Annotated in this window: 21 protein-coding genes; 18 read left to right on the top strand and 3 right to left on the bottom strand. The window is 38.9% G+C overall.

Annotated elements, in window-relative coordinates:
* The first annotated feature begins 24 nt into the window (after positions 1 to 24).
* The 13 genes from plsX (at position 25) to IGJ63_RS12100 (ending at position 15,337) form a co-directional block, all read left to right on the top strand.
* Positions 25 to 1,026: a phosphate acyltransferase PlsX gene (plsX, locus tag IGJ63_RS12160; protein WP_002354938.1), complete on the top strand. Its 1,002-nt coding sequence runs from the start codon at positions 25 to 27 to the stop codon at positions 1,024 to 1,026.
* A 136-nt stretch (positions 1,027 to 1,162) separates the two neighbouring features.
* Positions 1,163 to 1,402: an acyl carrier protein gene (acpP, locus tag IGJ63_RS12155; protein WP_002354939.1), complete on the top strand. Its 240-nt coding sequence runs from the start codon at positions 1,163 to 1,165 to the stop codon at positions 1,400 to 1,402.
* A 263-nt stretch (positions 1,403 to 1,665) separates the two neighbouring features.
* On the top strand, positions 1,666 to 2,706 hold the full coding sequence (opp2D, locus tag IGJ63_RS12150; protein ID WP_002365359.1) for an oligopeptide ABC transporter ATP-binding protein Opp2D: 1,041 nt from the start codon (positions 1,666 to 1,668) through the stop codon (positions 2,704 to 2,706).
* On the top strand, positions 2,706 to 3,650 hold the full coding sequence (gene opp2F / locus IGJ63_RS12145; RefSeq protein ID WP_002354942.1) for an oligopeptide ABC transporter ATP-binding protein Opp2F: 945 nt from the start codon (positions 2,706 to 2,708) through the stop codon (positions 3,648 to 3,650). The genes opp2D and opp2F overlap by 1 nt, the downstream gene beginning before the upstream one ends.
* The gene (gene opp2B / locus IGJ63_RS12140; protein ID WP_002354943.1) at positions 3,650 to 4,612 is read left to right on the top strand and encodes an oligopeptide ABC transporter permease Opp2B; all 963 of its coding nucleotides are present in this window, start codon (positions 3,650 to 3,652) and stop codon (positions 4,610 to 4,612) included. Before opp2F ends, opp2B begins: the two co-directional genes overlap by 1 nt.
* Positions 4,613 to 4,639: 27 nt before the next feature.
* A complete protein-coding gene (gene opp2C, locus IGJ63_RS12135) occupies positions 4,640 to 5,563 on the top strand; it encodes an oligopeptide ABC transporter permease Opp2C (RefSeq protein ID WP_002365358.1) in 924 nt (307 codons plus the stop codon).
* Between the two features lie 28 nt (positions 5,564 to 5,591).
* Positions 5,592 to 7,370, top strand: a complete 1,779-nt coding sequence (opp2A, locus tag IGJ63_RS12130) for an oligopeptide ABC transporter substrate-binding protein Opp2A (protein ID WP_438746544.1) — start codon at positions 5,592 to 5,594, stop codon at positions 7,368 to 7,370.
* 329 nt (positions 7,371 to 7,699) lie between these two features.
* Positions 7,700 to 8,392, top strand: a complete 693-nt coding sequence (rnc, locus tag IGJ63_RS12125) for a ribonuclease III (protein ID WP_002354946.1) — start codon at positions 7,700 to 7,702, stop codon at positions 8,390 to 8,392.
* A gap of 20 nt (positions 8,393 to 8,412) precedes the next feature.
* Positions 8,413 to 11,991 carry a chromosome segregation protein SMC gene (gene smc, locus IGJ63_RS12120; protein ID WP_438746542.1) on the top strand — a complete coding sequence of 1,193 codons (3,579 nt, stop codon included), beginning with the start codon at positions 8,413 to 8,415 and terminating at the stop codon, positions 11,989 to 11,991.
* A gap of 24 nt (positions 11,992 to 12,015) precedes the next feature.
* The gene (locus tag IGJ63_RS12115; RefSeq protein WP_002359053.1) at positions 12,016 to 12,843 is read left to right on the top strand and encodes a Cof-type HAD-IIB family hydrolase; all 828 of its coding nucleotides are present in this window, start codon (positions 12,016 to 12,018) and stop codon (positions 12,841 to 12,843) included.
* Between the two features lie 2 nt (positions 12,844 to 12,845).
* Entirely contained in the window at positions 12,846 to 14,174 is a 1,329-nt protein-coding gene (ftsY, locus tag IGJ63_RS12110) for a signal recognition particle-docking protein FtsY (RefSeq protein WP_438746540.1), read from the top strand.
* Positions 14,175 to 14,333: 159 nt separating this feature from the next.
* Positions 14,334 to 14,819: a cupin domain-containing protein gene (locus tag IGJ63_RS12105; RefSeq protein ID WP_002381091.1), complete on the top strand. Its 486-nt coding sequence runs from the start codon at positions 14,334 to 14,336 to the stop codon at positions 14,817 to 14,819.
* Positions 14,820 to 14,938: 119 nt separating this feature from the next.
* Complete coding sequence (locus tag IGJ63_RS12100) at positions 14,939 to 15,337, top strand: VOC family protein (protein ID WP_002354951.1); 399 nt, start codon at positions 14,939 to 14,941, stop codon at positions 15,335 to 15,337.
* A 50-nt stretch (positions 15,338 to 15,387) separates the two neighbouring features.
* On the opposite strand, the gene IGJ63_RS12095 is transcribed toward IGJ63_RS12100, so the two are convergent.
* Both IGJ63_RS12095 and IGJ63_RS12090 read right to left on the bottom strand, forming a co-directional pair.
* Positions 15,388 to 16,284, bottom strand: a complete 897-nt coding sequence (locus IGJ63_RS12095) for a YitT family protein (RefSeq protein WP_002368434.1) — start codon at positions 16,282 to 16,284, stop codon at positions 15,388 to 15,390.
* 189 nt (positions 16,285 to 16,473) lie between these two features.
* On the bottom strand, positions 16,474 to 16,980 hold the full coding sequence (locus IGJ63_RS12090) for a cysteine hydrolase family protein (protein ID WP_033601324.1): 507 nt from the start codon (positions 16,978 to 16,980) through the stop codon (positions 16,474 to 16,476).
* Positions 16,981 to 17,150: 170 nt separating this feature from the next.
* Here IGJ63_RS12090 and gshAB point away from each other — a divergent pair, with 170 nt between their 5' ends.
* Positions 17,151 to 19,421, top strand: a complete 2,271-nt coding sequence (gene gshAB / locus IGJ63_RS12085) for a bifunctional glutamate--cysteine ligase/glutathione synthetase (protein WP_002368430.1) — start codon at positions 17,151 to 17,153, stop codon at positions 19,419 to 19,421.
* A 187-nt stretch (positions 19,422 to 19,608) separates the two neighbouring features.
* Complete coding sequence (locus IGJ63_RS12080; RefSeq protein WP_228088368.1) at positions 19,609 to 19,710, top strand: putative holin-like toxin; 102 nt, start codon at positions 19,609 to 19,611, stop codon at positions 19,708 to 19,710.
* A 181-nt stretch (positions 19,711 to 19,891) separates the two neighbouring features.
* Here IGJ63_RS12080 and IGJ63_RS12075 read toward each other — a convergent pair whose 3' ends face one another.
* The gene (locus IGJ63_RS12075) at positions 19,892 to 20,344 is read right to left on the bottom strand and encodes a YueI family protein (protein ID WP_002354958.1); all 453 of its coding nucleotides are present in this window, start codon (positions 20,342 to 20,344) and stop codon (positions 19,892 to 19,894) included.
* A 183-nt stretch (positions 20,345 to 20,527) separates the two neighbouring features.
* Between IGJ63_RS12075 and IGJ63_RS12070 the strand changes: the two genes are divergently transcribed.
* Genes IGJ63_RS12070 through IGJ63_RS12060 form a run of 3 tightly spaced genes read left to right on the top strand, consistent with a single transcriptional unit; the run spans position 20,528 to position 23,189 of the window.
* Positions 20,528 to 21,475, top strand: a complete 948-nt coding sequence (locus IGJ63_RS12070; RefSeq protein ID WP_142963899.1) for an ABC transporter permease — start codon at positions 20,528 to 20,530, stop codon at positions 21,473 to 21,475.
* Complete coding sequence (locus IGJ63_RS12065; RefSeq protein ID WP_002371665.1) at positions 21,472 to 22,437, top strand: iron chelate uptake ABC transporter family permease subunit; 966 nt, start codon at positions 21,472 to 21,474, stop codon at positions 22,435 to 22,437. Before IGJ63_RS12070 ends, IGJ63_RS12065 begins: the two co-directional genes overlap by 4 nt.
* The gene (locus tag IGJ63_RS12060; RefSeq protein ID WP_002354962.1) at positions 22,434 to 23,189 is read left to right on the top strand and encodes an iron ABC transporter ATP-binding protein; all 756 of its coding nucleotides are present in this window, start codon (positions 22,434 to 22,436) and stop codon (positions 23,187 to 23,189) included. The genes IGJ63_RS12065 and IGJ63_RS12060 overlap by 4 nt, the downstream gene beginning before the upstream one ends.
* Positions 23,190 to 23,214 lie beyond the last annotated feature (25 nt).

Genomic DNA, 23,214 nt, shown 5'->3' with positions numbered 1-23,214 from the left:
CAAAAAAGTAGGAGGGAATCACTCATGAAAATTGCTGTAGATGCAATGGGTGGAGATAACGCCCCACAAGCAATTGTTGAAGGGGTTATGCTAGCCAAACAAGACTTCCCAGACATTGAATTTCAATTATATGGAAAAGAAGCCGAAATAAAAAAATACATCACCGATGAAAAAAACATTACGATTATTCATACCGATGAAAAAATTGCTAGTGACGATGAGCCAGTTAAAGCAATCCGTCGTAAGAAAACTGCTTCCATGGTTTTAGCAGCGCAAGCAGTTAAAAATGGGGAAGCCGATGCGATTTTTTCTGCAGGCAACACCGGAGCGCTATTAGCAGCGGGTCTGTTCATTGTCGGCCGCATCAAAAATGTGGAACGTCCCGGTTTGATGTCAACTTTACCTGTCATGGGAGAACCAGACAAAGGGTTTGACATGTTAGATTTAGGAGCCAATGCAGACAATAAACCAGAACATTTGGTTCAGTATGCCGTTTTAGGTTCATTCTATGCTGAAAAAGTTCGGAACGTTCAGAATCCTCGTGTCGGTCTATTAAATAACGGAACTGAGGAAACAAAGGGCAGTGAATTAACGAAAAAAGCCTTCGAATTGTTAGCAGCAGATGAAACGATTAATTTTGTCGGAAACGTTGAAGCACGAGAATTATTAAATGGCGTAGCTGACGTGGTGGTGACAGATGGCTTCACAGGAAACGCCGTTTTAAAATCCATCGAAGGCACAGCTATGAACATGATGAGCTTGCTGAAAACAGCGATTCTTTCTGAAGGTGTCAAAGGAAAAATGGGCGCCTTATTATTAAAGAATGCGTTGCGTGGCATGAAAGACGAAATGGACTACTCAAAACATGGGGGAGCGGTTTTATTTGGCTTAAAAGCGCCAGTCATTAAAACGCATGGGGCCACGGGTCCTGATGCCGTCCGCTACACCATTCGTCAAATTCATACAATGTTAGAAACCCAAGTTGTCCCACAATTAGTGGAATATTATGAAGGCAAAGCAGAGTAATTTGCAATTGTCTTGACATCAGTTTGTTACTCAAATGAAAAAAAGATGGACAAATACCCAAATTGTGAGTACAATGTATCTTAGCGTTTTAGTAAAAGAAAGAACCTTTTTTCAAAAGCAGTGGAGGTGAATACAGTTGACTCGTGAAGAAGTACTTCAAAAAGTAGCGAAGATTATCTCAAACCACTTTGATATTGAAGCGGATCAAGTAACAGATCAATTAAACATTAAAGATGATTTGAACGCTGACTCAATTAGCGTAATGGAGTTTGTTTTAGAACTTGAAGATGAATTTGGAACAGAGATTTCAGATGAAGATGCAGAAAAAATTGAAACAGTTGGTGCTGCTGTAGATTATATTGTGAGTAATTCATAAAAAATAATAAGACAAAGTCGATTAACATTCCTGTTAATCGACTTTTTTTGCGTACATAATGGTTATTTTATTAAGCAATAAGGCTATTTTTACACATATTTTTGTAAAAAAAATCATACATGTAAAAAAATAACTGCGAAAAAAGTTATTTTATCTTGCTTTTTATGGAATAATTCTATAAAATTATGAAAAAACAATGAGCTGTAAATTAACATTGATAAAAATTAGAAAGTGCTATCATTAAATATTAGTTAATTTATATAATGTTTTTGAAAGGACGTAAGGGGTGCGTATGGATGCAAGGAAATGAACAATTACTAGAGGTTTCAGGATTAGAAACAGCATTTAGAATCAAAGATGATTATTATAATGCCGTCGATGATGTTTCATTTGAATTGAAGAAAAATGAGATTCTGGCAATCGTCGGAGAATCTGGTTGTGGAAAAAGTACCTTAGCAACAACGATTATGGGCTTACATGATCCCAATCATACCAAAATTACTGGGGAAATTTTATACAACAATTTAAACTTAACTACGTTTAATGAAACATTGTACAACAAAGTCAGAGGAAACGATATTGGGATGATTTTCCAAGATCCGTTGTCTGCACTGAATCCGCTCATGCGAATTGAAGACCAAATTAAAGAAAGTCTCACGTATCATACCAAAATGACCGCACAACAAAAACAAGCACGGGCCATTGAACTGTTAGATCAAGTGGGGATTCCCAACCCAGAGCGTGTCGGGAAACAGTATCCTCATGAATTGTCTGGCGGCATGCGCCAACGGGTGATTATTGCCATTGCAATCGCGTGTAAACCACCGATTTTAATTGCAGATGAACCCACAACGGCCTTAGACGTTACCATTCAGGCACAAATTCTCGATTTGTTAAAAGATTTGCAAGAAGAAACAGGGAGCGGCATTATTTTAATTACCCATGACTTAGGTGTAGTTGCGGAAATGGCTGATCGTGTAGCGGTTATGTATGCGGGTCAGTTTGTAGAAGTAGCCACTGCTGAAGAATTGTTTAGTCATCCGAAACATCCATATACACGTTCCTTACTTCAGTCCATTCCCCAAGAGAATTCAGATGAAGAAGAACTTCATGTGATTGAAGGGATTGTTCCTTCGTTAACCAAATTACCTAGAAAAGGTTGTCGGTTTGCCCCACGAATTCCTTGGATTGATGCATCGGAACATGAAGAAAATCCAACATTACATGAAGTTGCACCGAATCATTTTGTTCGTTGTACATGTTATAAACATTTTCATTTTAGAGACGGGGAAGGGGAAGCGTAATGACAGAAATTATTCAAATTAAAGATTTAAAAGTTCATTATCCAATTCGCAGCGGCTTCTTCAATCGAATCACTGATCATGTTTTGGCGGTTGATGGTGTGGATTTCATGATTGAACAAGGTAAAACATATGGGTTAGTTGGTGAATCGGGTTCTGGAAAATCAACGACAGGAAAAGCAATTATTGGTTTAGAAAAAATTACAAATGGTGAAATTATTTATCAAGGACAAGATGTAACCAAGCCGCGAAGTCGAAAAGCGATCGGATACAACAAAGATGTCCAAATGATTTTCCAAGATTCGATGTCAAGTTTAAACCCTAAAAAACGAGTACTAGATATTATCGCCGAACCAATTCGAAATTTTGAACGGTTAAGTGACCAAGAAGAAAAGAAAAAAGTCAAAAGTTTGTTGGATATTGTGGGGATGCCAGAAGATGCGTTGTACAAATATCCTCATGAATTTTCTGGTGGGCAACGCCAACGTTTAGGCGTCGCCCGAGCGGTGGCTACCAGCCCCAAATTAATTATTGCAGATGAACCTGTTTCAGCACTGGATTTATCTGTGCAAGCACAGGTATTGAATTTTATGAAAAACATTCAACAGGAATATGGGTTAAGTTACTTATTTATTTCCCATGATTTGGGCGTAGTTAAACATATGTGTGACAACATTGCCATTATGTACAAAGGCCGTTTTGTAGAAATCGGTACACGCCAAGATATTTACACTAATCCACAACACATTTATACCAAACGCTTACTTTCAGCAATTCCTAAAATTGACGTAGCGAACCGAGAAGCTCACAAAGAAGAACGAAGAAGAGTTGAGCAAGAGTATCGGGAAAATCATAAAGACTATTATGATGAAAATGGGCGGGTTTATAACTTACATGCGATTAGTCCAACCCACCAAGTAGCGTTAAAAAATGGAGGTGCTGAATAATGTGGAAAACAATTTTACGCCGTTTGTTATTGATGATTCCGCAAGTGATTATTTTAAGTGTCTTGATTTTCCTGTTGGCTAAAATGATGCCAGGTGATCCGTTTACAGGATTGATTAATCCGAACCAAGACCCGAAAGTGATTGAAGCCATGCGCGAAGCTGCCGGGTTAAATGATCCTTGGTACGAACAATATTTCCGTTGGATTGGCAATGCCTTACATGGAGATTTTGGTCATAGTTTTATCTTTAAGTTACCTGTGTCCACGCTCATTGCTGGTCGGGTGGGGAATACGATTGCATTGGCCGCTGTGTCAGTTATAATCACGTATTTAATCGCCATTCCTTTCGGTTTAATTGCTGGCCGTTACCAAAATTCATGGTTTGACAAAATGGTGGTTATCTACAACTTCTTCAGTTTTGCCGTGCCATTATTCATCTTTGCCTTGATTATGCTCTTTATTTTTGGGTATCGCTTAGACTGGTTCCCAACGAGTGGAACCGTGACTGTTGGTTTGGCTGAGGGAACGTGGCCGTATTATTTAGATAAACTGAAGCATTTAATTTTACCAGGGGTCACTCAAGCGTTGCTAGGGACAGCGGTCACTATTCAATATTTGCGCAGTGAAGTGATTGATGTTAAAAACATGGACTTTGTTCGTACTGCTCGTTCAAAAGGAGTGCCAACGAATAAAATTTTTAATCGACACATTTTTAGAAATGCAGCATTACCAATTGCCTCTCAATTAGGTTATGAAATTACTGCTTTGATTGCCGGATCAGTCGTTATTGAAAAGATTTTTGCTTTCCCAGGAATTGGAAAATTATTTATTGATAGTATCATTCAACGTGACTATTCCGTTATTACCGCTCTCGTGTTGATTTTGGGATTGGCAACCCTTATCGGAACCTTAATTTCTGATATTGTAATGAGTATTGTTGATCCAAGAATTCGAATTCAGTAGAAAAAACACGAAGAAAGGGTGATAAAAATGGAATTGACAGAAGAAAAAAGAGAAGAAGTCTTACAAGAAAGTATTCCACCAATGGGCTTTCGGATGATTGCGCGAGAATTCGTCAAAGAAAAAATGGCGATGTTTTCTTTAATCCTTTTGGTCATTATCTTATTAGCCGTTTTTATCGGTTCGTTAGTGTTAGACCAAAGTGCCGTTATGCATGTAAGTATTTTAGATAAATATGCGGAACCAGGTACCGTTACAATGAATGGCACCAAGTTCATTTTAGGTGCCGATGAAGGGGGTCGTGATGTTTTAGGACAATTGATTATCGGGGCTAGGAACTCGATTTTAATCGGTTTTGCCATTACGATTATTACGTCTATTATCGGGGTCGGTTTAGGGATTATTTCCGGTTATTATGGAGGTATGATTGATAATATTTTGATGCGTATCGTGGATTTTATTATGATTTTGCCAATTATGTTAATTATTATTGTGTTCGTTTCCGTGATTCCTAAATATAGTATCTGGTCCTTTATTTGGATTATGTGTGCGTTTTATTGGGTTGGAAAAGCGCGGTTGTTCCGCAGTAAAACGTTATCTGAAGGGCGCCGAGATTACGTTAGTGCCTCTAAGACAATGGGAACAAGCGATTTTAAAATTATGTTTCGAGAAATTATGCCGAATTTAAGTTCATTAATTATTACGAACTTAACGATTAATTTCGCGGCCAATATCGGGATCGAAACAACGTTAACTTTCTTAGGCTTCGGGTTACCACAAAGTGTCCCAAGTTTAGGAACCTTAATTGGCTACGCCAGCAGTGGGGATGTATTAGTCAATAAACAATGGGTTTGGTTACCTGCATCAATTCTAATTTTAGTCTTGATGTTAAGTATAAACTATGTTGGACAAGCATTTAAGCGCTCAGCAGATGCACGACAACGATTAGGCTAATTAGCCAAAAAATGAGGGAGGAAAAGAGATGAACAAGAAACGGATTTTAGGTGCAATCACGTTAGCTTCTGTGTTAGTATTCGGGTTAGCTGCATGTGGTGGCGGCAATAAAGGCGGGGGCAATAAAGCAACGGAAACAGAAGACATTTCAAAAATGCCAATCGCTGTTAAAAATGATAAAAAAGCAATTGATGGCGGGACATTAGATGTCGCTGTAGTTATGGATACACAATTCCAAGGACTTTTCCAGCAAGAATTTTATCAAGACAACTATGATGCACAATACATGCTTCCAACGGTACAGCCATTATTTAACAATGATGCAGACTTTAAGATTGTCGATGGGGGTCCTGCGGATCTGAAATTAGATGAAGATGCCAATACAGCAACCATTAAATTACGTGACAATTTGAAATGGTCTGACGGTAAAGATGTGACGGCAGATGACGTGATTTTCTCTTATGAAGTCATTGGTCATAAAGACTATACAGGGATTCGTTATGATGATAACTTTACGAATATTGTTGGTATGGAAGACTACCATGCTGGTAAATCGCCAACCATTTCTGGCATAGAAAAAGTCAATGATAAAGAAGTTAAAATCACTTATAAAGAAGTTCACCCAGGAATGCAACAATTAGGTGGCGGTGTTTGGGGTTCAGTTTTACCAAAACATGCCTTTGAAGGAATTGCTGTCAAAGACATGGAGTCAAGCGATGCAGTTCGTAAAAACCCTGTGACTATTGGACCATACTACATGAGTAATATTGTGACAGGTGAATCTGTTGAATACCTACCAAATGAGTATTACTACGGTGGCAAACCTAAATTAGATAAATTAGTGTTCAAATCTGTTCCTTCTGCGAGCATTGTAGAAGCGATGAAAGCGAAACAATACGATATTGCATTATCAATGCCAACAGATACGTATCCAACATACAAAGATACTGAAGGGTATCAAATCTTAGGACGTCCCGAACAAGCCTACACGTATATTGGCTTTAAAATGGGTACGTTTGACAAAGAAACCAATACAGTGAAATACAATCCAAAAGCTAAAATGGCAGATAAAAGCTTACGTCAAGCCATGGGCTATGCAATTGACAATGATGCAGTCGGCCAAAAATTCTACAACGGCTTACGAACAGGGGCAACAACGTTAATTCCACCAGTCTTCAAGAGCTTGCATGATAGCGAAGCGAAAGGCTATACGCTTGATTTAGACAAAGCGAAAAAATTATTAGACGATGCTGGTTATAAAGACGTAGACGGCGATGGCATTCGCGAAGACAAAGAAGGCAAAACACTAGAAATCAAGTTTGCTTCAATGTCAGGCGGCGAAACTGCACAACCACTTGCTGATTACTATGTCCAACAATGGAAAGAAATTGGCTTAAACGTAACGTATACAACAGGACGCTTAATTGATTTCCAAGCATTCTATGATAAATTGAAAAATGATGACCCAGAAGTAGATATCTATCAAGGCGCGTGGGGCACAGGTTCAGATCCTTCACCAACCGGCTTATATGGTCCAAACTCAGCCTTTAACTATACACGTTTTGAGTCAGAAGAAAATACTAAATTACTTGATGCGATTGATTCAAAAGCATCATTTGATGAAGAAAAACGTAAAAAAGCCTTCTACGATTGGCAAGAGTATGCCATTGATGAAGCGTTTGTAATCCCAACGCTTTACAGAAATGAAGTCTTGCCTGTCAACGACCGTGTAGTTGACTTTACTTGGGCAGTTGATACGAAAGATAATCCATGGGCAACGGTGGGTGTCACTGCGGAAAAACGTTAAACAACGTTCCGCTGATTTAATAGAGATAGAACGAGGTCGGGACAGAAGTGTTTAACTCCGAGAAATAAGGAGGAGTTGCTTCTGTTCCCGACGTTTATCAGTTTTTGAGCGTGGCGCAAAAATCCAAAGTGATTTTTGTCCCACGCTCTTTCTATCTCTTACGTAAACAAACGCTTTTGTCTCAGTCGTAGCTCTATTTATTTATTTTTTTCTAAAAAATAATGAGAACACAGTGAATAACAGGCTTTTTCTGAATAGAACCATTTAAAAAAAGTGAAAAAAAAAGTATAATGAAACAAGGTGTAAATAAATGTAAAGGAATGTGGAGAATGGACAATCAGTTAACAACAGAGTTAAAAGAACGTTACGGCATTGTTTTCCATGATGTCAATCTATTAGAGCAAGCTTTTACTCATTCATCCTATGTGAATGAGCATCGCTATTTAAAATTATCCGATAATGAACGTCTTGAATTTTTAGGAGATGCAGTTTTAGAATTAATTGTTTCACAATATTTGTATTTAAAATTCCCAGAACTTCCAGAAGGAAAATTAACGAAGATGCGCGCAGCCATCGTTCGGGAAGATAGTTTAGCCAAATTTGCGAAAGAATGTCACTTCGACAACTACATTTTATTAGGTAAAGGAGAAGAAGCATCGGGCGGACGAACACGTGCATCATTATTATGTGACTTATTTGAAGCCTTTTTAGGTGCCCTCTACTTAGACCAAAAAGTTGGCGCAGCCAAGAAATTTATTGAAGACGTTATTTTTCCGAAAATTGATGCCGGTGCTTTTTCACATGAGATGGATCACAAAACACAATTACAAGAAGTTTTACAACGCAAAGGCGATGTTTCAATTGAATATCGCTTAATTAAAGAAGAAGGCCCTGCTCATGACCGCACCTTTTTCACTGAAGTTTACATGAATGGTGAACTCATTGGGTTAGGCCAAGGAAAATCGAAGAAGTTAGCTGAACAGGATGCCGCTGAGCGGGCACTGAAAAGTATTCCTCAGTAAGGCTGGAAGGAGCAATATTCGTGTATTTAAAACGAATTGAAATTACAGGATTTAAATCATTTGCAGATAAAACCATTATTGAATTTGAAGATGATGTGACAGCAGTGGTTGGTCCGAATGGAAGTGGGAAAAGTAATATCACGGAAGCCGTTCGCTGGGTATTAGGTGAACAATCTGCGAAAAACCTTCGCGGTGGCAAAATGAACGACATTATCTTTGCCGGTTCGGAAGGTCGTAAGCCGCTAAATATTGCGGAAGTTACCGTGACGTTAGACAACAGCGACCATTATTTAGCATTGGATTATAGTGAGATTAGTGTCACCCGTCGTTTAAAACGAACGGGCGAAAGTGACTTTTTTATTAATAAACAAGCGTGCCGTTTAAAAGATATTCAAGATTTATTTATGGATTCAGGGTTAGGCAAAGAATCTTTTTCAATTATTTCGCAAGGGAAAGTTGAAGCGATTTTTAATAGTAAACCTGAAGACCGTCGTGGGATCTTTGAAGAAGCAGCGGGCGTTTTAAAATACAAACAACGGAAGAAAAAGGCTGAACAAAAGCTTTTCGAAACTGAGGACAACTTAAGCCGTGTCCAAGATATCATTTACGAGTTGGAAGACCAATTAGTTCCTCTAGCCGCCCAAGCAGATGCGGCTAAAAAGTATTTAGCTTTGAAAGAAGAACTTACCGAAATTGATGTCAATTTAACTGTGACCGAAATTCAAGAAGCAAAAGCTATTTGGGAAACGAAAACGCAAGAATTAACAGCCATTGAAGAAAAGTTAGCCGGCGCAAGTAAGCAAGTCCATGACTTAGAAGGCAAATTGGTACGTTTACGCAGCAAGCGCAATCGTTTAGATGAACAAATTGAAACGGAACAACAACAATTATTACAAGTGACAGAAGCGTTGAAACAAGCAGAAGGACAAAAAAATGTTTTAATTGAACGTTCCAAACACACCTCCCAAACGGCAAGCGAATACGAAGAGACATTGGCAGAAACGGCCGAAAAAATTGTTCGTTATCGAGAAGAATTGCAGACGCTGGAAACAGCAATCGCAGAAAAAACGGCACAACGTCAGACGTTAAAAGAAGCATTGGCTTTGGCAACGAAAGATGTGGAAAAATATAGTAAGTCTTCTAAAGAATTAATGGAAGAATTGCGCAGTCAGTATGTGGAAGTCATGCAAGAACAAGCCAATACAGCCAATGACTTAAAATATTTAGAACGACAATATCAACAAGAAACAGCTAAAAATCAACAATCGTTAGCAAAACACGAAGCGCTAGAAGAACAGATGGTTGAAGCTCTCGCAATGAAAGAGACGCTAGAAAAAGAGCAAAAAGTTGCAAAACAAGGCTTACAAGAACAGTTGGAAGAATACACTGCGTTGAAAGCAACGCTTGAAGCTAAGCGTGAACGATTAGCACAGCGTCAAAACGATATGTACCAAGCGATGAATCAAGTGCAACAAGCGAAGGCACGCCAAAAAAGTTTGCAAGAAATTCAAGAAAATTACGCTGGCTTCTATCAAGGCGTGAAAGCTGTATTGCGTCACAAAAACCAATTAACTGGGATTGTTGGCGCAGTGGCTGAGTTAATTGAAGTGCCTAAAGAATATACGTTGGCGATTGAAACGGCCCTAGGTGGTGCGGCGCAACATATTGTTGTGGAAAATGAGAAAGATGGTCGAGCAGGCATCACCTTCTTAAAACAACAACACAGTGGCCGAGCAACCTTTTTACCATTGACTACCATTAAGCCACGCTCTGTATCGGCGATGGTTCAGAATCGTTTGGCTGGTGCACCGGGCTTCGTGGGGATTGCCAGTGAATTAGTTCGTTATCCAGAACAAGTACAAACCGTTATTCAAAATCTCTTAGGCGTCACGATTTTAGCGGCAGATTTAACGAGTGCCAACCAGTTAGCAAAATTAGTCAATTACCAATATCGCGTTGTCTCATTGGAAGGCGATGTGATGAATCCTGGCGGTTCGATGACTGGGGGAGCCAATAAACGTGGCAACCAAGGAAGCCTATTTTCACAAGCGCAAGAACTTCAAACAATTACTGAACAAATGACTCAATTAGAAACACAACTGAGAAGTGTAGAACAAGAAGTCCAAGCGCTCTCGCAAGAAGTGAAAACAGCCACGGAACGTGCAGAAATGTTGCGCTCTGCTGGTGAACAAAATCGCTTAAAACAACAAGAAATTGACAATAAATTAGCCAATCAAACAGAAACGATTACTCGTTTAACAAAAGAAAAACGCTTGTTTGAATATGAATCACGGGAATTGCATCAATTCTTAACCGAATATCAAACGAAAAAAGCCACATTGACAGAGCAACAAGCAAACTTAACGGCAACGAAAGAACGTTTAGATGTTGAAATGAAACAAGTGGAACAAGAAGCTAGCCAAATGGAAACCTTTAAAGCCCAAGCGCAAGAACGCTTGACGACAGTTCAAGCAGAACAAGCAGTAGCGGCGGAACAATGTGCCCATTTTGCTCGTCAAAAGCAAGACAAACAAGAACAATTGGACGAATTGTTGATTCGAGAAACGGCCATCCGTCAACAGCTACAACAATTAAGTAGCCATTCTAGCGATCACCAGTTAACCGAAGAAGGCTTAGCGGCACAAGTCGCGCAATTAGCGGAGAAACAAACAGCGTTGCAAACGTCTTTACAAACGGCACGTAGTCAACGACAAGCGTTGCAAGAAGAAGTAGACGAGTTAGATACAAAATTAGCGGAAGAAAACAAACGCCAACAACAGTATTTAGCAGATAAAACACAAATCGAAGTCCTAAAAAATCGTGCAGAAATGCAATTAGATAGCTCATTAAGTTACTTACAGGAAGAATACAGCTTAACCTTTGAAGCTGCCTATGAAGCGTATTTCCCAATCGATGATTTGGCGCAAGCGCAGCAAACAGTGAAACGCCTAAAACAAGAAATTGAGCGGTTAGGACCTGTTAACTTAAGTGCCATCGAGCAATTTGAACAAGTCGATGAGCGCCATCAATTTTTAGTCAGTCAACGAGATGATTTATTAAATGCGAAAGAACAATTATTTGAAACCATGGATGAAATGGACCAAGAAGTGAAAGAACGGTTTAAAGAAGTCTTTGAAGCAATTCGTGGCCAGTTCAAAGTGGTATTTCCTAATATGTTTGGTGGCGGACGGGCAGAACTGGTGCTAACCAATCCAGAGGATCTCTTGAATACAGGGATTGAGATTGAGGCGCAACCACCAGGGAAAAAATTACAACATTTAAGCTTGTTGTCTGGAGGCGAACGGGCATTAACGGCGATTGCGTTACTCTTTTCAATTATTCGTGTTCGACCAGTTCCGTTCTGTATTTTAGATGAAGTAGAAGCAGCTTTAGATGAAGCCAACGTTGCTCGTTTTGGCCATTATTTAAGCGAATTTGAAGATGGCACACAGTTTATTGTGGTGACGCATCGTAAAGGGACAATGGAAGCCGCAGATGTTTTATATGGCGTGACTATGCAAGAATCTGGGGTTTCAAAAATCGTTTCAGTTCGCTTGGAAGAGGTCAAAGAAGGTGGCGCAATTGAAAAAAGCAATTAGCCAGAAGCAAGGAGGAGCGAACGTTTGATAAAATTAGTTGCTATTGATTTAGATGGAACATTATTAAATAGCCAAAAAGAGATTTCTTTACGGAACAAACAAGCACTGATGGCTGCGAAACAAGCAGGCGTGAAAGTTGTTATCTGCACAGGTCGACCTTTGGCAGCTATTGGTCCTTACTTAGAAGAATTAGGTTTACAAGATGAAGGCGATTATAGCATTACTTTTAACGGCGGGTTGGTTCAAAAAAATGATACAGGAGCCATTATTGAGAAAACATTGATGCCCTTGGAAGCGATTCATGAGCTGTACCAATTAGCAACCACACTCAACATGCCGTTTGATGTCTTATCCGATGAGGTCGTGATGCAACTGCCTTCTGCCCCAAATTATCCTTCAATTTATAGTTCTCTAAACAAATTATTAACCTTTGAGTCCTACAAATTAGAAGAGTTAACCCCGAATCGAATTTATAATAAAGTTGTTGTTGCGATTGATGAAGCGTATTTAAATGAACGCATCAAGGAAATTCCGGCCTCTTTTTATGAGCGCTTTGAAATTATTAAAACGCGAAATAACTTATTAGAATTTATGCCAAAAGGGATTACGAAAGCATATGGTATTTCCTTGTTAGCCAAAGATTTAGGAATCCGTGCAGAAGAAATCATGACCCTAGGGGACGAAGAAAATGATTTACCGATGATCGAATACGCTGGCTTAGGTGTCGCCATGGCAAATGCGATTCCATTAGTTAAAGAAGCCGCAGATGTCGTCACAGACACGAATGACCAAGATGGCGTTGCCAAAGCGGTCGAAAAATATATTTTAACGCCGTTGGAAGGAGGCCAATAAGAATGGGATTTTTTGATAAAATTAAAAAAGCTTTTTCCGCTGAAAAAAAGGAAGAAGAAAAACAAGAGATAATTGAAGAAACAGTAGACGAAACACCTAGTGATGAATCAGCGCCTGCTGAATCAAAAGAAACCGCAGTAGAAAAGGCGCAAACAACGCCAGAAACGACAGCGAAAGAAGTCACAGAAACAGCCGATTTAACAGATAACGCTGAAATGGAAAAATTAGCTGGCGTAGAAGAAGCGTTAGAAGAAGAGCCAGAAGAAATCTTGGCAGAGGAAACACAAGAAGTTGTTGTGGAAGCGCCTGAGGAAGAAAGTAGCGTCGTGACTCCGTTGGTAGAACCAACAGACACGCAGGTTTCAGAAGAAATTGAAGAGTCGAAAGAAGAGCAGGTCCAAGAAAAATATGAAAAAGGCTTGGAAAAAACGCGTAAAACATTTGGTCAACGGTTGAACGAATTGTTTGCTAATTTCCGAAGCGTCGATGAAGATTTCTTTGAAGAATTAGAAGAAACGTTAATTGGTGCAGACGTAGGCTTTGATACATCCTTAAAAATTACAGAAGCCTTGCGACAAGAAGTGAAACTGCGAAACGTGAAAAAACCAGCTCAAGTTCAAAATACCATCATTGAAAAAATGGTTGATTTGTATGAAGAAGCAGGAATTAATGAAAATAATGCGATTAACTTACAGCCAAATGGCTTAACCGTGATTTTATTTGTTGGTGTTAATGGAGTTGGTAAAACAACCAGCATTGGTAAATTAGCCCATCAATACAAGTTGGAAGGAAAGAAAGTTTTAATGGCCGCTGCCGATACGTTCCGAGCGGGCGCCATCGATCAATTAGTTGTTTGGGGTGAACGGGCTGGCGTTGAAGTTGTGCGTGGGAATGCTGGCGGCGACCCAGCAGCGGTCGTTTTCGATGCAGTGGAACGTGCCAAGGCAGAACAGGCCGATGTTTTGCTAGTGGATACAGCAGGTCGTTTACAAAACAAAGTCAACTTAATGAAGGAATTAGAAAAAATCAAACGAGTCATCCAACGAGAAATTCCAGATGCGCCTCACGAAGTTCTCTTAGTCGTGGACGCAACTACTGGGCAAAATGCGATGACACAAGCCAAACAGTTCAAAGAAACAACCGATGTCACTGGTTTAGTTTTAACCAAACTAGACGGAACAGCCAAAGGTGGTATTGTCATTGCTATTCGGAATGAATTACACTTGCCAGTGAAATTAGTTGGTCTAGGTGAAGGTATTAACGATTTAGAACCATTTAATGCCAACGATTTCGCAATGGGCTTATTTAAAGGCTTATTAAAAGATGTTTAGTTGTAGAAAATAACAGGTTTGGGAAGAACGTGGGACAGGAGTATTTAGCTTCAAGAATGAAGAAGCTACTCCTGTCCCGCCGTTTATTTTAGGATTAGGACGGATGTTCTAAGTTCTTCCTAAATCGTTTCTGAAAAAAATGAAGGAGTGAGGGAGAAGATGACAGAACAAATGTGGATTGAGAAGTTAGGATTAGAAGCGCATCCTGAGGGCGGTTATTTTAAACAAACCAATAAAAGTGAACAATTGATTCCGACCAAACGAGGCGAACGGGCGTTGCATACAGCGATTTTGTTTCTATTAAATACAGAAAGTCCGTCACATTTTCATCGTTTAAAAGCGGATGAATTATGGTTTTTTCACGATGGTCAGCCGTTAACCGTTCACTGTATTTTTCCTGATGGAACGTATCAAGCTGTTCAGTTAGGGAAAGACTTAGTTCAAGGACAACAGCTTTCGTTCTCAGTTCCTGCCGGCACAATCTTTGGCTCTACAGTAGCGACAGGATTTGCGTTAGTCAGTTGTGTGGTTACACCAGGCTTTGAGTTTGAAGATTTCGAGTTATTTACTCAAGCGGAATTGTTAAACGATTATCCACAACATAGTGAAATCATTCAGCACTTGGCTTATCGAGAATTACCTTAAGAAAACGTTTTAGTAACATTTCTTTTATGAATATGCTAGTATAAATCAAACAAGCTTGTTGATTTTGTCGCAACGCACAGTTAGCTGTCGTAGATGATTAAAAGAAAGGGATGAATCACATGGGCACAATGGTTTTTGTTAACTTCCCAGTAGCGGATGTCCAACGTTCTACAGCATTTTATGAAAAACTTGGATTCAAAAAGAACGAGGAATTTTCAACAGAGGAAGCTAGTTCGATGATGTGGGATGATCAATTTTGGATTATGTTGTTGAACCATGACTTTTATGGAAAATTTATCCAAGAAAAGCAAATTATTGATGCGCAAACAACCAGTGGGGCATTAATTTCCTTTAGTTTAGAGAGTGCCGAAGCCGTAAAACAGTTTGGCGAAACCGCCAAAGCTAACGGAGGCAACTGTTACCGAGTTGATATGGGAATACCAGAAGAGCAAATGTATGGCTTAGAAGTGCAAGATTTGGATGGCAATAGCTTAGAACCTGTCTGGATGAAGATGTAAAAAGAGCCGCAAAATCTCTACAGATTTTGCGGCTCTTTTCCTACAAAAAACTATTGTAAATTATTGGCATTAGTAGCTTCAACGCCATAAGAATCAGCTACTTTTTTCAAGCTAAATCCTTTTCCGTAGACTTCACTCGCACTCATTGAAATCAAAAAAGCTTCTTCATCAATATCAAGAATGGCTTCTTTTAAGCGGGGAAAATCTTTTTCACGAATGACAGTCATTAAGAGCATGCCTTTCGCGCTTCGATAACCGCCTTCGATTGGCACCAAGGTCACACCTTTATCTAGTTCACGTAATAAGCGTTCTTGAATAGCGACATATTTTGGTGAAATAATCATCACATTCTTCGAGCGAACCAGACCAACTTGAATCATGTCAACGACACGACCAATTGTAAATAAACAAATTAAAGAGAATAACACAATATCTGCATTAAAAGCATACATTGCTGATAAAATGACTAAACCATCGACGAATAAAATAGCAATACCTAAGGAAACTTTGAAGTATTTATTGACAATTTGTGAAATGATTGCTGTACCACCAGTTGAGGCATTGCCACGGAAAACCAAGCCTAGGCCAGCACCTGTAATAATACCGCCAAATAATGCTGCTAGAAAAATATTATGTGTTAAAACAGGCATCCCCGAAGTAATTCCTACAAAAAATGGATAAATAAGACTGCCATAAATGGTTTTGACACCGACCTCTTTCCCAAGAAGTAAGAAACAAAGCACTAAAAGAGGAATATTGATGGCGTAAAGAACAATGGCGGGACTAATCCCGAAAACATAATTAATAACAATACTAATGCCATTGGCTCCGCCTGCGACAAGTTTATTTGGCAATAAGACCGCATTGATTGAAATGGCCAAAATGAATGCACCGACTGTTACATAGGCGGTGTCTTTTAAACGTTGGGCTGTAAAAAATTTGTTCATAAAATACCTCCAATTATTTATTAGTTTAGTGAATGATGACATAAAAAAAGACAGAACATGAGAGACAAGCCTAATCGACTTATGTCCCACACTCTAAATCTTCAACTAATCAACTGAACACTTTTTCCTTATACTAACATGAAATACGACAAGAAAACATAGTGAACAAACAATTTTTTGGAAAAGCCCTCAATTTATTGAAGGCAAAAAAGTCAAAAAGCGGCCAGCCCAAATAGCTTCATGATGTTGGATAATTTGTGCCGCGGTTAAATGCCCATTATCCAAGGTGGAAGTGGTTTTCGGTGTCATCAAACACGTATAGCCTAAACCATGAGCCATCCGAATTGTAGTGTCCACACAAAACTCGGTTTGGACACCAGCAATTTCTAACGTTTGAATGGCTTGTTCCGTCAATAAATCATTTAAATTTGTTTGGTAAAAGGCATTCGCATGTGTTTTGCGGATGAAAAAATCTGTAGGTTGTGCATCCAGTTTTTCAAAAAGTTGCCAAGAGTCTGAGCCAAAAGGTAATTCGGTTTCTTCATGTTGAACAAAAATAATGGGCGCATGGTGTTGGCGGTAGACAGCAATACGCTGATTGACTTTATCCAACACTGCTGGTAGACGGTACAATTGCTGCGTCGGACTTTCGATGCCTTTTTGAAAGTCAATTAAAAGTAATGCACGATTTTTCATGAGCAATCCCCACTTTCTATAAACTAGTTGTTTTCAGTATAACGGAAAAAGGCGCTCTCTAAAAGTGTCTCGAAAATTCCCAAGCGAACGTTCAAAAAAACAGCATATTTACTCGTTTTCCTATATAATAGTAAGAGAAACAGATAGTTTGTAGAAAGAAAGGCGACAAGATGAATTATAGAGAATTAATGCAAAAGAAAAATGTTCGTCCTTACGTATTGATGGCTCGTTTTGGTTTAGAAAAAGAAAACCAACGTAGTACACGAGAAGGGCTTTTAGCGACAACTGATCATCCCACGGTTTTTGGTAACCGTTCTTATCATCCATATATTCAAACAGATTTTAGTGAAACACAATTAGAACTAATCACGCCTGTAGCAAATAGCGGCACAGAAATGCTTCGTTTTTTAGATGCCATTCACGATGTGGCTCGTCGTTCGATTCCAGAAGATGAAATGCTGTGGCCATTAAGTATGCCGCCACAATTACCAACAAAAGATGAAGAGATTAAAATTGCTAAATTAGATCAATATGATGCGGTGTTATATCGTCGTTATTTGGCAAAAGAGTATGGCAAACGAAAACAAATGGTCAGCGGAATTCATTTTAATTTTGAATATGACCAAGCCCTGATTCAGCAATTATATGATGAACAATCCGAAGTGACAGATTGCAAACAATTTAAAACGAAAGTGTACATGAAAGTTGCCCGTAACTTTTTACGTTATCGTTGGTTAATTACGTATCTTTTTGGGGCTTCGCCAGTTAGTGAAGACGGCTACTTTAGGGTCTACGACGACCAACCGCAAGAACCTATTCGCAGTATTCGGAATAGTACGTATGGCTACAGAAATCATGACAATGTGAAAGTATCGTATGCCTCATTGGAACGCTATTTAGAAGATATTCATCGCATGGTGGAAAATGGTTTACTTTCTGAAGAAAAAGAATTTTATGCGCCTGTGCGCTTACGTGGCGGGAAACAAATGTCTGATCTGCCTAAAACAGGTATTCGCTATATCGAGTTGCGTAATTTAGACTTAAATCCTTTTTCACGTTTAGGCATTGTGGAAGATACCGTGGATTTCTTACATTATTTCATGTTGTATTTATTGTGGACAGATGAAAAAGAAGAAGCGGATGAATGGGTGAAAACTGGGGATATTTTTAATGAACAAGTGGCTCTTGGTCATCCTCATGAAACGATTAAGTTAATTGCAGAAGGCGATCGGATTTTTTCAGAAATGATTGATATGTTAGATGCTCTAGGCATTCGCAAAGGCAAAGAAGTTGTCGGTAAGTATTATCAACAACTGCGGAATCCACAAGACACCGTTTCTGGCAAAATGTGGACGATTATTCAAGAAAACTCCAACAGTGAATTGGGTAATATTTTTGGAAACCAATATCAAAGTATGGCCTTTGAACGCCCTTATCAATTAGCTGGTTTCCGTGAGATGGAATTATCCACACAAATTTTCTTATTTGATGCGATTCAAAAAGGTCTGGAAATCGAAATTTTAGATGAACAAGAGCAATTTTTGAAACTGCAACATGGCGAGCACATTGAATACGTCAAAAATGCCAACATGACTAGCAAAGATAACTACGTGGTACCATTGATTATGGAAAACAAAACCGTGACAAAGAAAATTTTGTCTGCAGCAGGTTTCCATGTGCCTGGCGGTGAAGAATTTTCATCTTTTATTGAGGCACAAGAAGCACATTTGCGCTATGCCAATAAAGCGTTTGTCGTGAAACCAAAATCAACGAATTACGGTTTAGGAATTACCATTTTTAAAGAAGGCGCTTCGTTGGAAGACTTTACGGAAGCGTTACGGATTGCTTTTAAAGAGGACACAGCGGTTTTAATTGAAGAATTTTTACCTGGAACAGAATATCGGTTCTTTGTGTTAGATAATGATGTAAAAGCCATCATGTTGCGCGTGCCAGCCAATGTTACCGGAGATGGCAAACATACTGTAGAAGAATTGGTGGCCGCTAAAAATAGTGATCCATTGCGGGGAACCAATCACCGTGCACCACTAGAATTAATCCAGTTAAATGATTTAGAAAAACTAATGTTGAAAGAACAAGGTTTAACTATCTATTCTGTGCCAGAAAAAGAGCAAATCGTGTACTTGCGAGAAAATTCTAATGTTAGCACGGGCGGGGATTCGATTGATATGACCGATGTCATTGATGATAGTTATAAACAAATCGCCATTGAGGCCGTAGCTGCTTTAGGAGCCAAAATTTGTGGCATTGATTTAATCATTCCTGACAAAGACGTAAAAGGCACACGTGATAGCTTAACGTACGGGATTATCGAAGCAAACTTTAATCCAGCCATGCACATGCATGTGTATCCTTACGCTGGAAAAGGACGCCGTTTAACAATGGACGTTTTAAAACTTTTATACCCAGAAGTGGTTCAATAAAAAAGAATACCGCCAAAAAATTCATAATAGATTTTTTGGCGGTATTCTTTATAAAAACGTTTTCTTGGTGAACCCAATAGGTTATACTAAAACTATTACCAATGAAAGTTGTATGACGGTGGCTCTGAGTTAGAGAGGCAGGTGATGCCTATGTGTATCCGATGCACTTTAACGAAAGGAGCATTTTTTGTCAATCGAAGCGACATTGGAATTGATGATTAGTTTTGCAGCGTTTGTTGCACTACTGATTTTCGGTATCCTTGAAGCAACGAAAAACAATAAAAAATAACCGTTCACAAGCTTCGTAGGCCGAACGGTTAAGATTCAAAACTTAACTCAGTAAGCCACCAGTTCTTATAACTGGTGTTGGTATAAAAGGAGAGGTATGTACCCGCATACCTCTCTTTTTCATCTTTATAATAGCATAATTCTATTATAAATGGAAGCGCTCATAACTTTCCTTGAGCTTTTTATGAGTGAAATAGTTTTTGCCAAAAGCCTTTTTTAGCTGTTGGCTCTTCTTTTGGCGTTTCAGTTGCTTGAGGATATTTTTCTGTAACGTCAATCACAGGTTCATCGACTGCATGTTTTTCAGCTAACAGTAAGCCGAGAGAGTCAGGGTTGTTCTCCACAAAATTGTTAACAATCTTAAAGTTTGCGCCATGCTGATTTAATAATTTAATATAGGTACTTTGCAGGTCAGAAGAGATTTCGCCATTTAAAAGTACTGTAACTTCAGGATGCTTCGCTAATTCTTCTAATAAATGTTTTTGGTTCTGTGCATCTTTCATTTCAGCGACGGTCATGGAGAGACGGCAGCGTTCACGAAATGTGCCCATGTATTTGTGTTGTTCTTCAGGATTAACGAGGGGCGTACCGTACATTCCTTTATCCAGACGTTGTTGTAAGTCATCATTCGCCATTCAGTAACACTCCTTTCCTAACGTTTCCCTCCATTATAGCATATCTTAGATAAGTCGTTGGTCAGTCGGCTTGAGAAGAAGTTTTTAATAAAGGAAAAAAGTGGTTGCATTTGTGATGGTTTTCTCATACACTGTAATTAAGAATGAGAATCATTCTCAATTAAATAAAAATGGAGTTTTCTCATGAAAAAGATTGGTTTGTTTGTTCTACTATTACTTTTCAGCTTATTGTCATTAGTGATAGGGGTGAAGGACATTGCACTTTCTCAGTTGTTTCAATTAGATGCGCAGCAACAATTTGTTTTATTTACCACCCGTGTTCCCCGCACGTTGAGTTTAATCATTGCTGGTAGTACGATGAGTATTTCTGGCTTGATTATGCAGCAACTCACACAAAATAAATTTGTCGCTCCTAGTGTCGCTGGAACAACCGATAGTGCAAGGTTGGGTATTTTAGTTGCAATGTTATTTTTCCCAACAGCTCCGTTTCTCTATCGAACGGCAATTGCTTTTATTTTTGCGCTAAGCGGGACCTTATTATTCTTAGCGCTCATTCGATTATTACCAAGTAAGAATCAAGTGATGGTCCCTTTGGTGGGCGTGATGTTTGGTAACATTCTAGGCTCAATTGCCACATTTTTTGCCTATCAATACCAATTGGTTCAAAATATGTCTGCTTGGTTACAAGGAAATTTTTCCACAGTTATGAAAGGGAATTATGAATGGTTATTCTTAATGATTCCTTTGTGGTTTGTTATTTATTTATTTGCTTATCATTTCACTGTCGTTGGTATGGGTGAAGCATTTGCAAATAGTCTTGGCGTCCATTACCAGCGAATTCAGTTTTTAGGTTTGACGCTGGTTGCTTTAGCAAGTGCCATCGTTTTATTGATGGTGGGGAATATTCCGTTTTTAGGGGTTGTGATTCCTAATCTCGTGTCTTTACGTTATGGCGATCATATGAAAAATACCTTGTGGTTAACTGGGATTTGTGGAAGTTTATTCTTGTTAATCTGTGATATTTTAGCACGAGTATTGATTTCCCCCTATGAAATTCCTGTCAGCGTGGTTGTCGGAACATTAGGGAGCATTTTGTTCATTTTATTATTACTAAGGGGGCGCAAACAATGAAACGGCCTTTAAAAAAATGGCTTTCATTACTTTTGCTTTTAGCTGCCGTAGTAATTGTGAGCCTTTGTTATTTAACTTATAACACGTATGGCAATTGGTCCTTTGCTTTGGCGTTACGAGGCAAAAAGTTATTGGCTTTTATTTTTGTCGGAATCGCTGCGGCTTTTTCAACCATTAGTTTTCAAACGGTCACGCAAAATCATTTCCTAACGCCAAACATTTTAGGGATGGATTCCTTGTACGTCTTTGTGCAGACGGTGTTATTTTTTCTTTTAGGAGGCGCACAAGCGTTAGGTCAAGTAAGTCTTGGCTCGTTTTTGATGAACGTCTTTTTAATGGTGTTTTTAAGTACTAGTTTATCGTATTTTCTATTACGCAAAAATCAATCCGATTTATTTTTATTATTGATGATTGGCATGATCTTAGGTACTTTTTTCAGTAGTATTAGTACGTTTTTACAAGTGATTATGGATCCTAACGAATACGACTTACTCCAAGGAAAGTTGTTTGCCAGTTTTGGTAACGTCAATAGTCAGTATCTCGTTTTCGTTGGTGTGGCGGTACTCATGATTTGTGGGATACTTTGGCGGGAAAGTTACCGTTTAGACGTTTTACATTTAGGGAACCATCAAGCCCAGAATTTGGGGATTGCTGTGAATCAGTTTCAATTAGTGTTGTTGTGTTTGATCAGTAGTCTGGTCGGCTTATCAACAGCATTAGTGGGACCGATTACATTTTTAGGTTTTATCGTGGCCAATATGAGTTATCAATTCATGAAAACCTATCGCCACCGAGAACTGTTTGTGGCAGGGAGTTTAATAGCAGTCTTTTTACTGGTGTTTGGTCAATTGATGGTTGAACAGGTCTTCCATTTGAATACCCCGCTAAGTGTGGTGATTCAATTTGTTGGGGGCGTTTATTTTATATGGAAAATTATTGCAGAAAGGAAGCAACGCACATGATCCAGATGAGTGATGTATCAAAAAAATATGGCGATAAATTTGTCGTTTCAGACATTGATTTACCTATTTCTGAAGGCAAATTAACGGCCTTTATTGGGCCAAATGGCGCTGGGAAAAGTACGCTGCTAGCCATGATGAGTCGCTTAATTCCCAAAGATACCGGGGAAATTTATCTGGACAAGCAAGAAGTAAAAACCTGGAAGCAATCAGCTTTTTCACAAAAAATTGCCCTTTTAAAACAAGCCAACGGTGTACAACTTAAATTAACTGTGCGAGAACTGGTCAATTTTGGTCGTTTTCCTTATTCCAAAGGTCGCTTAAAAAGCGCTGACCACGAAAAAGTAACAGAAGCACTGGAACAATTGGGCTTAACTGAAATGGCGGAAGAATACATTGATACCCTTTCTGGGGGCCAATTACAAAGGGCGTATATTGCCATGATTTTAGCCCAAGATACCGATTATATTTTATTAGATGAGCCCTTAAATAACCTCGACATGAATTATGCGGTTCAAATGATGCAGATTCTTAAACGCTTAGTGGATGAACTAGGAAAAACGATTCTGATTGTTCTACATGATATTAATTTTGCCGCAAGCTATGCAGATGAAATTGTCGCCATGAAAGGCGGAAAGCTTTATGCGCATGGCGCAACAGAAGAAGTTATTCAAACAAGTATTTTAAATGATCTTTATGAAATGAATATCCGGATTTGTGAAATTGAAGGAAAACGCTTTTGTCTTTATCACTAAATCGGGCAATTTAAAAATAACGTTT

This window comes from Enterococcus sp. DIV1375a (assembly GCF_051712205.1).
GTDB classification, from domain to species: Bacteria; Bacillota; Bacilli; order Lactobacillales; family Enterococcaceae; genus Enterococcus; species Enterococcus faecalis.
The sequence above is the reverse complement of the archived record's forward strand: the minus strand, read 5'-3'. Positions and strand labels throughout refer to the sequence as shown.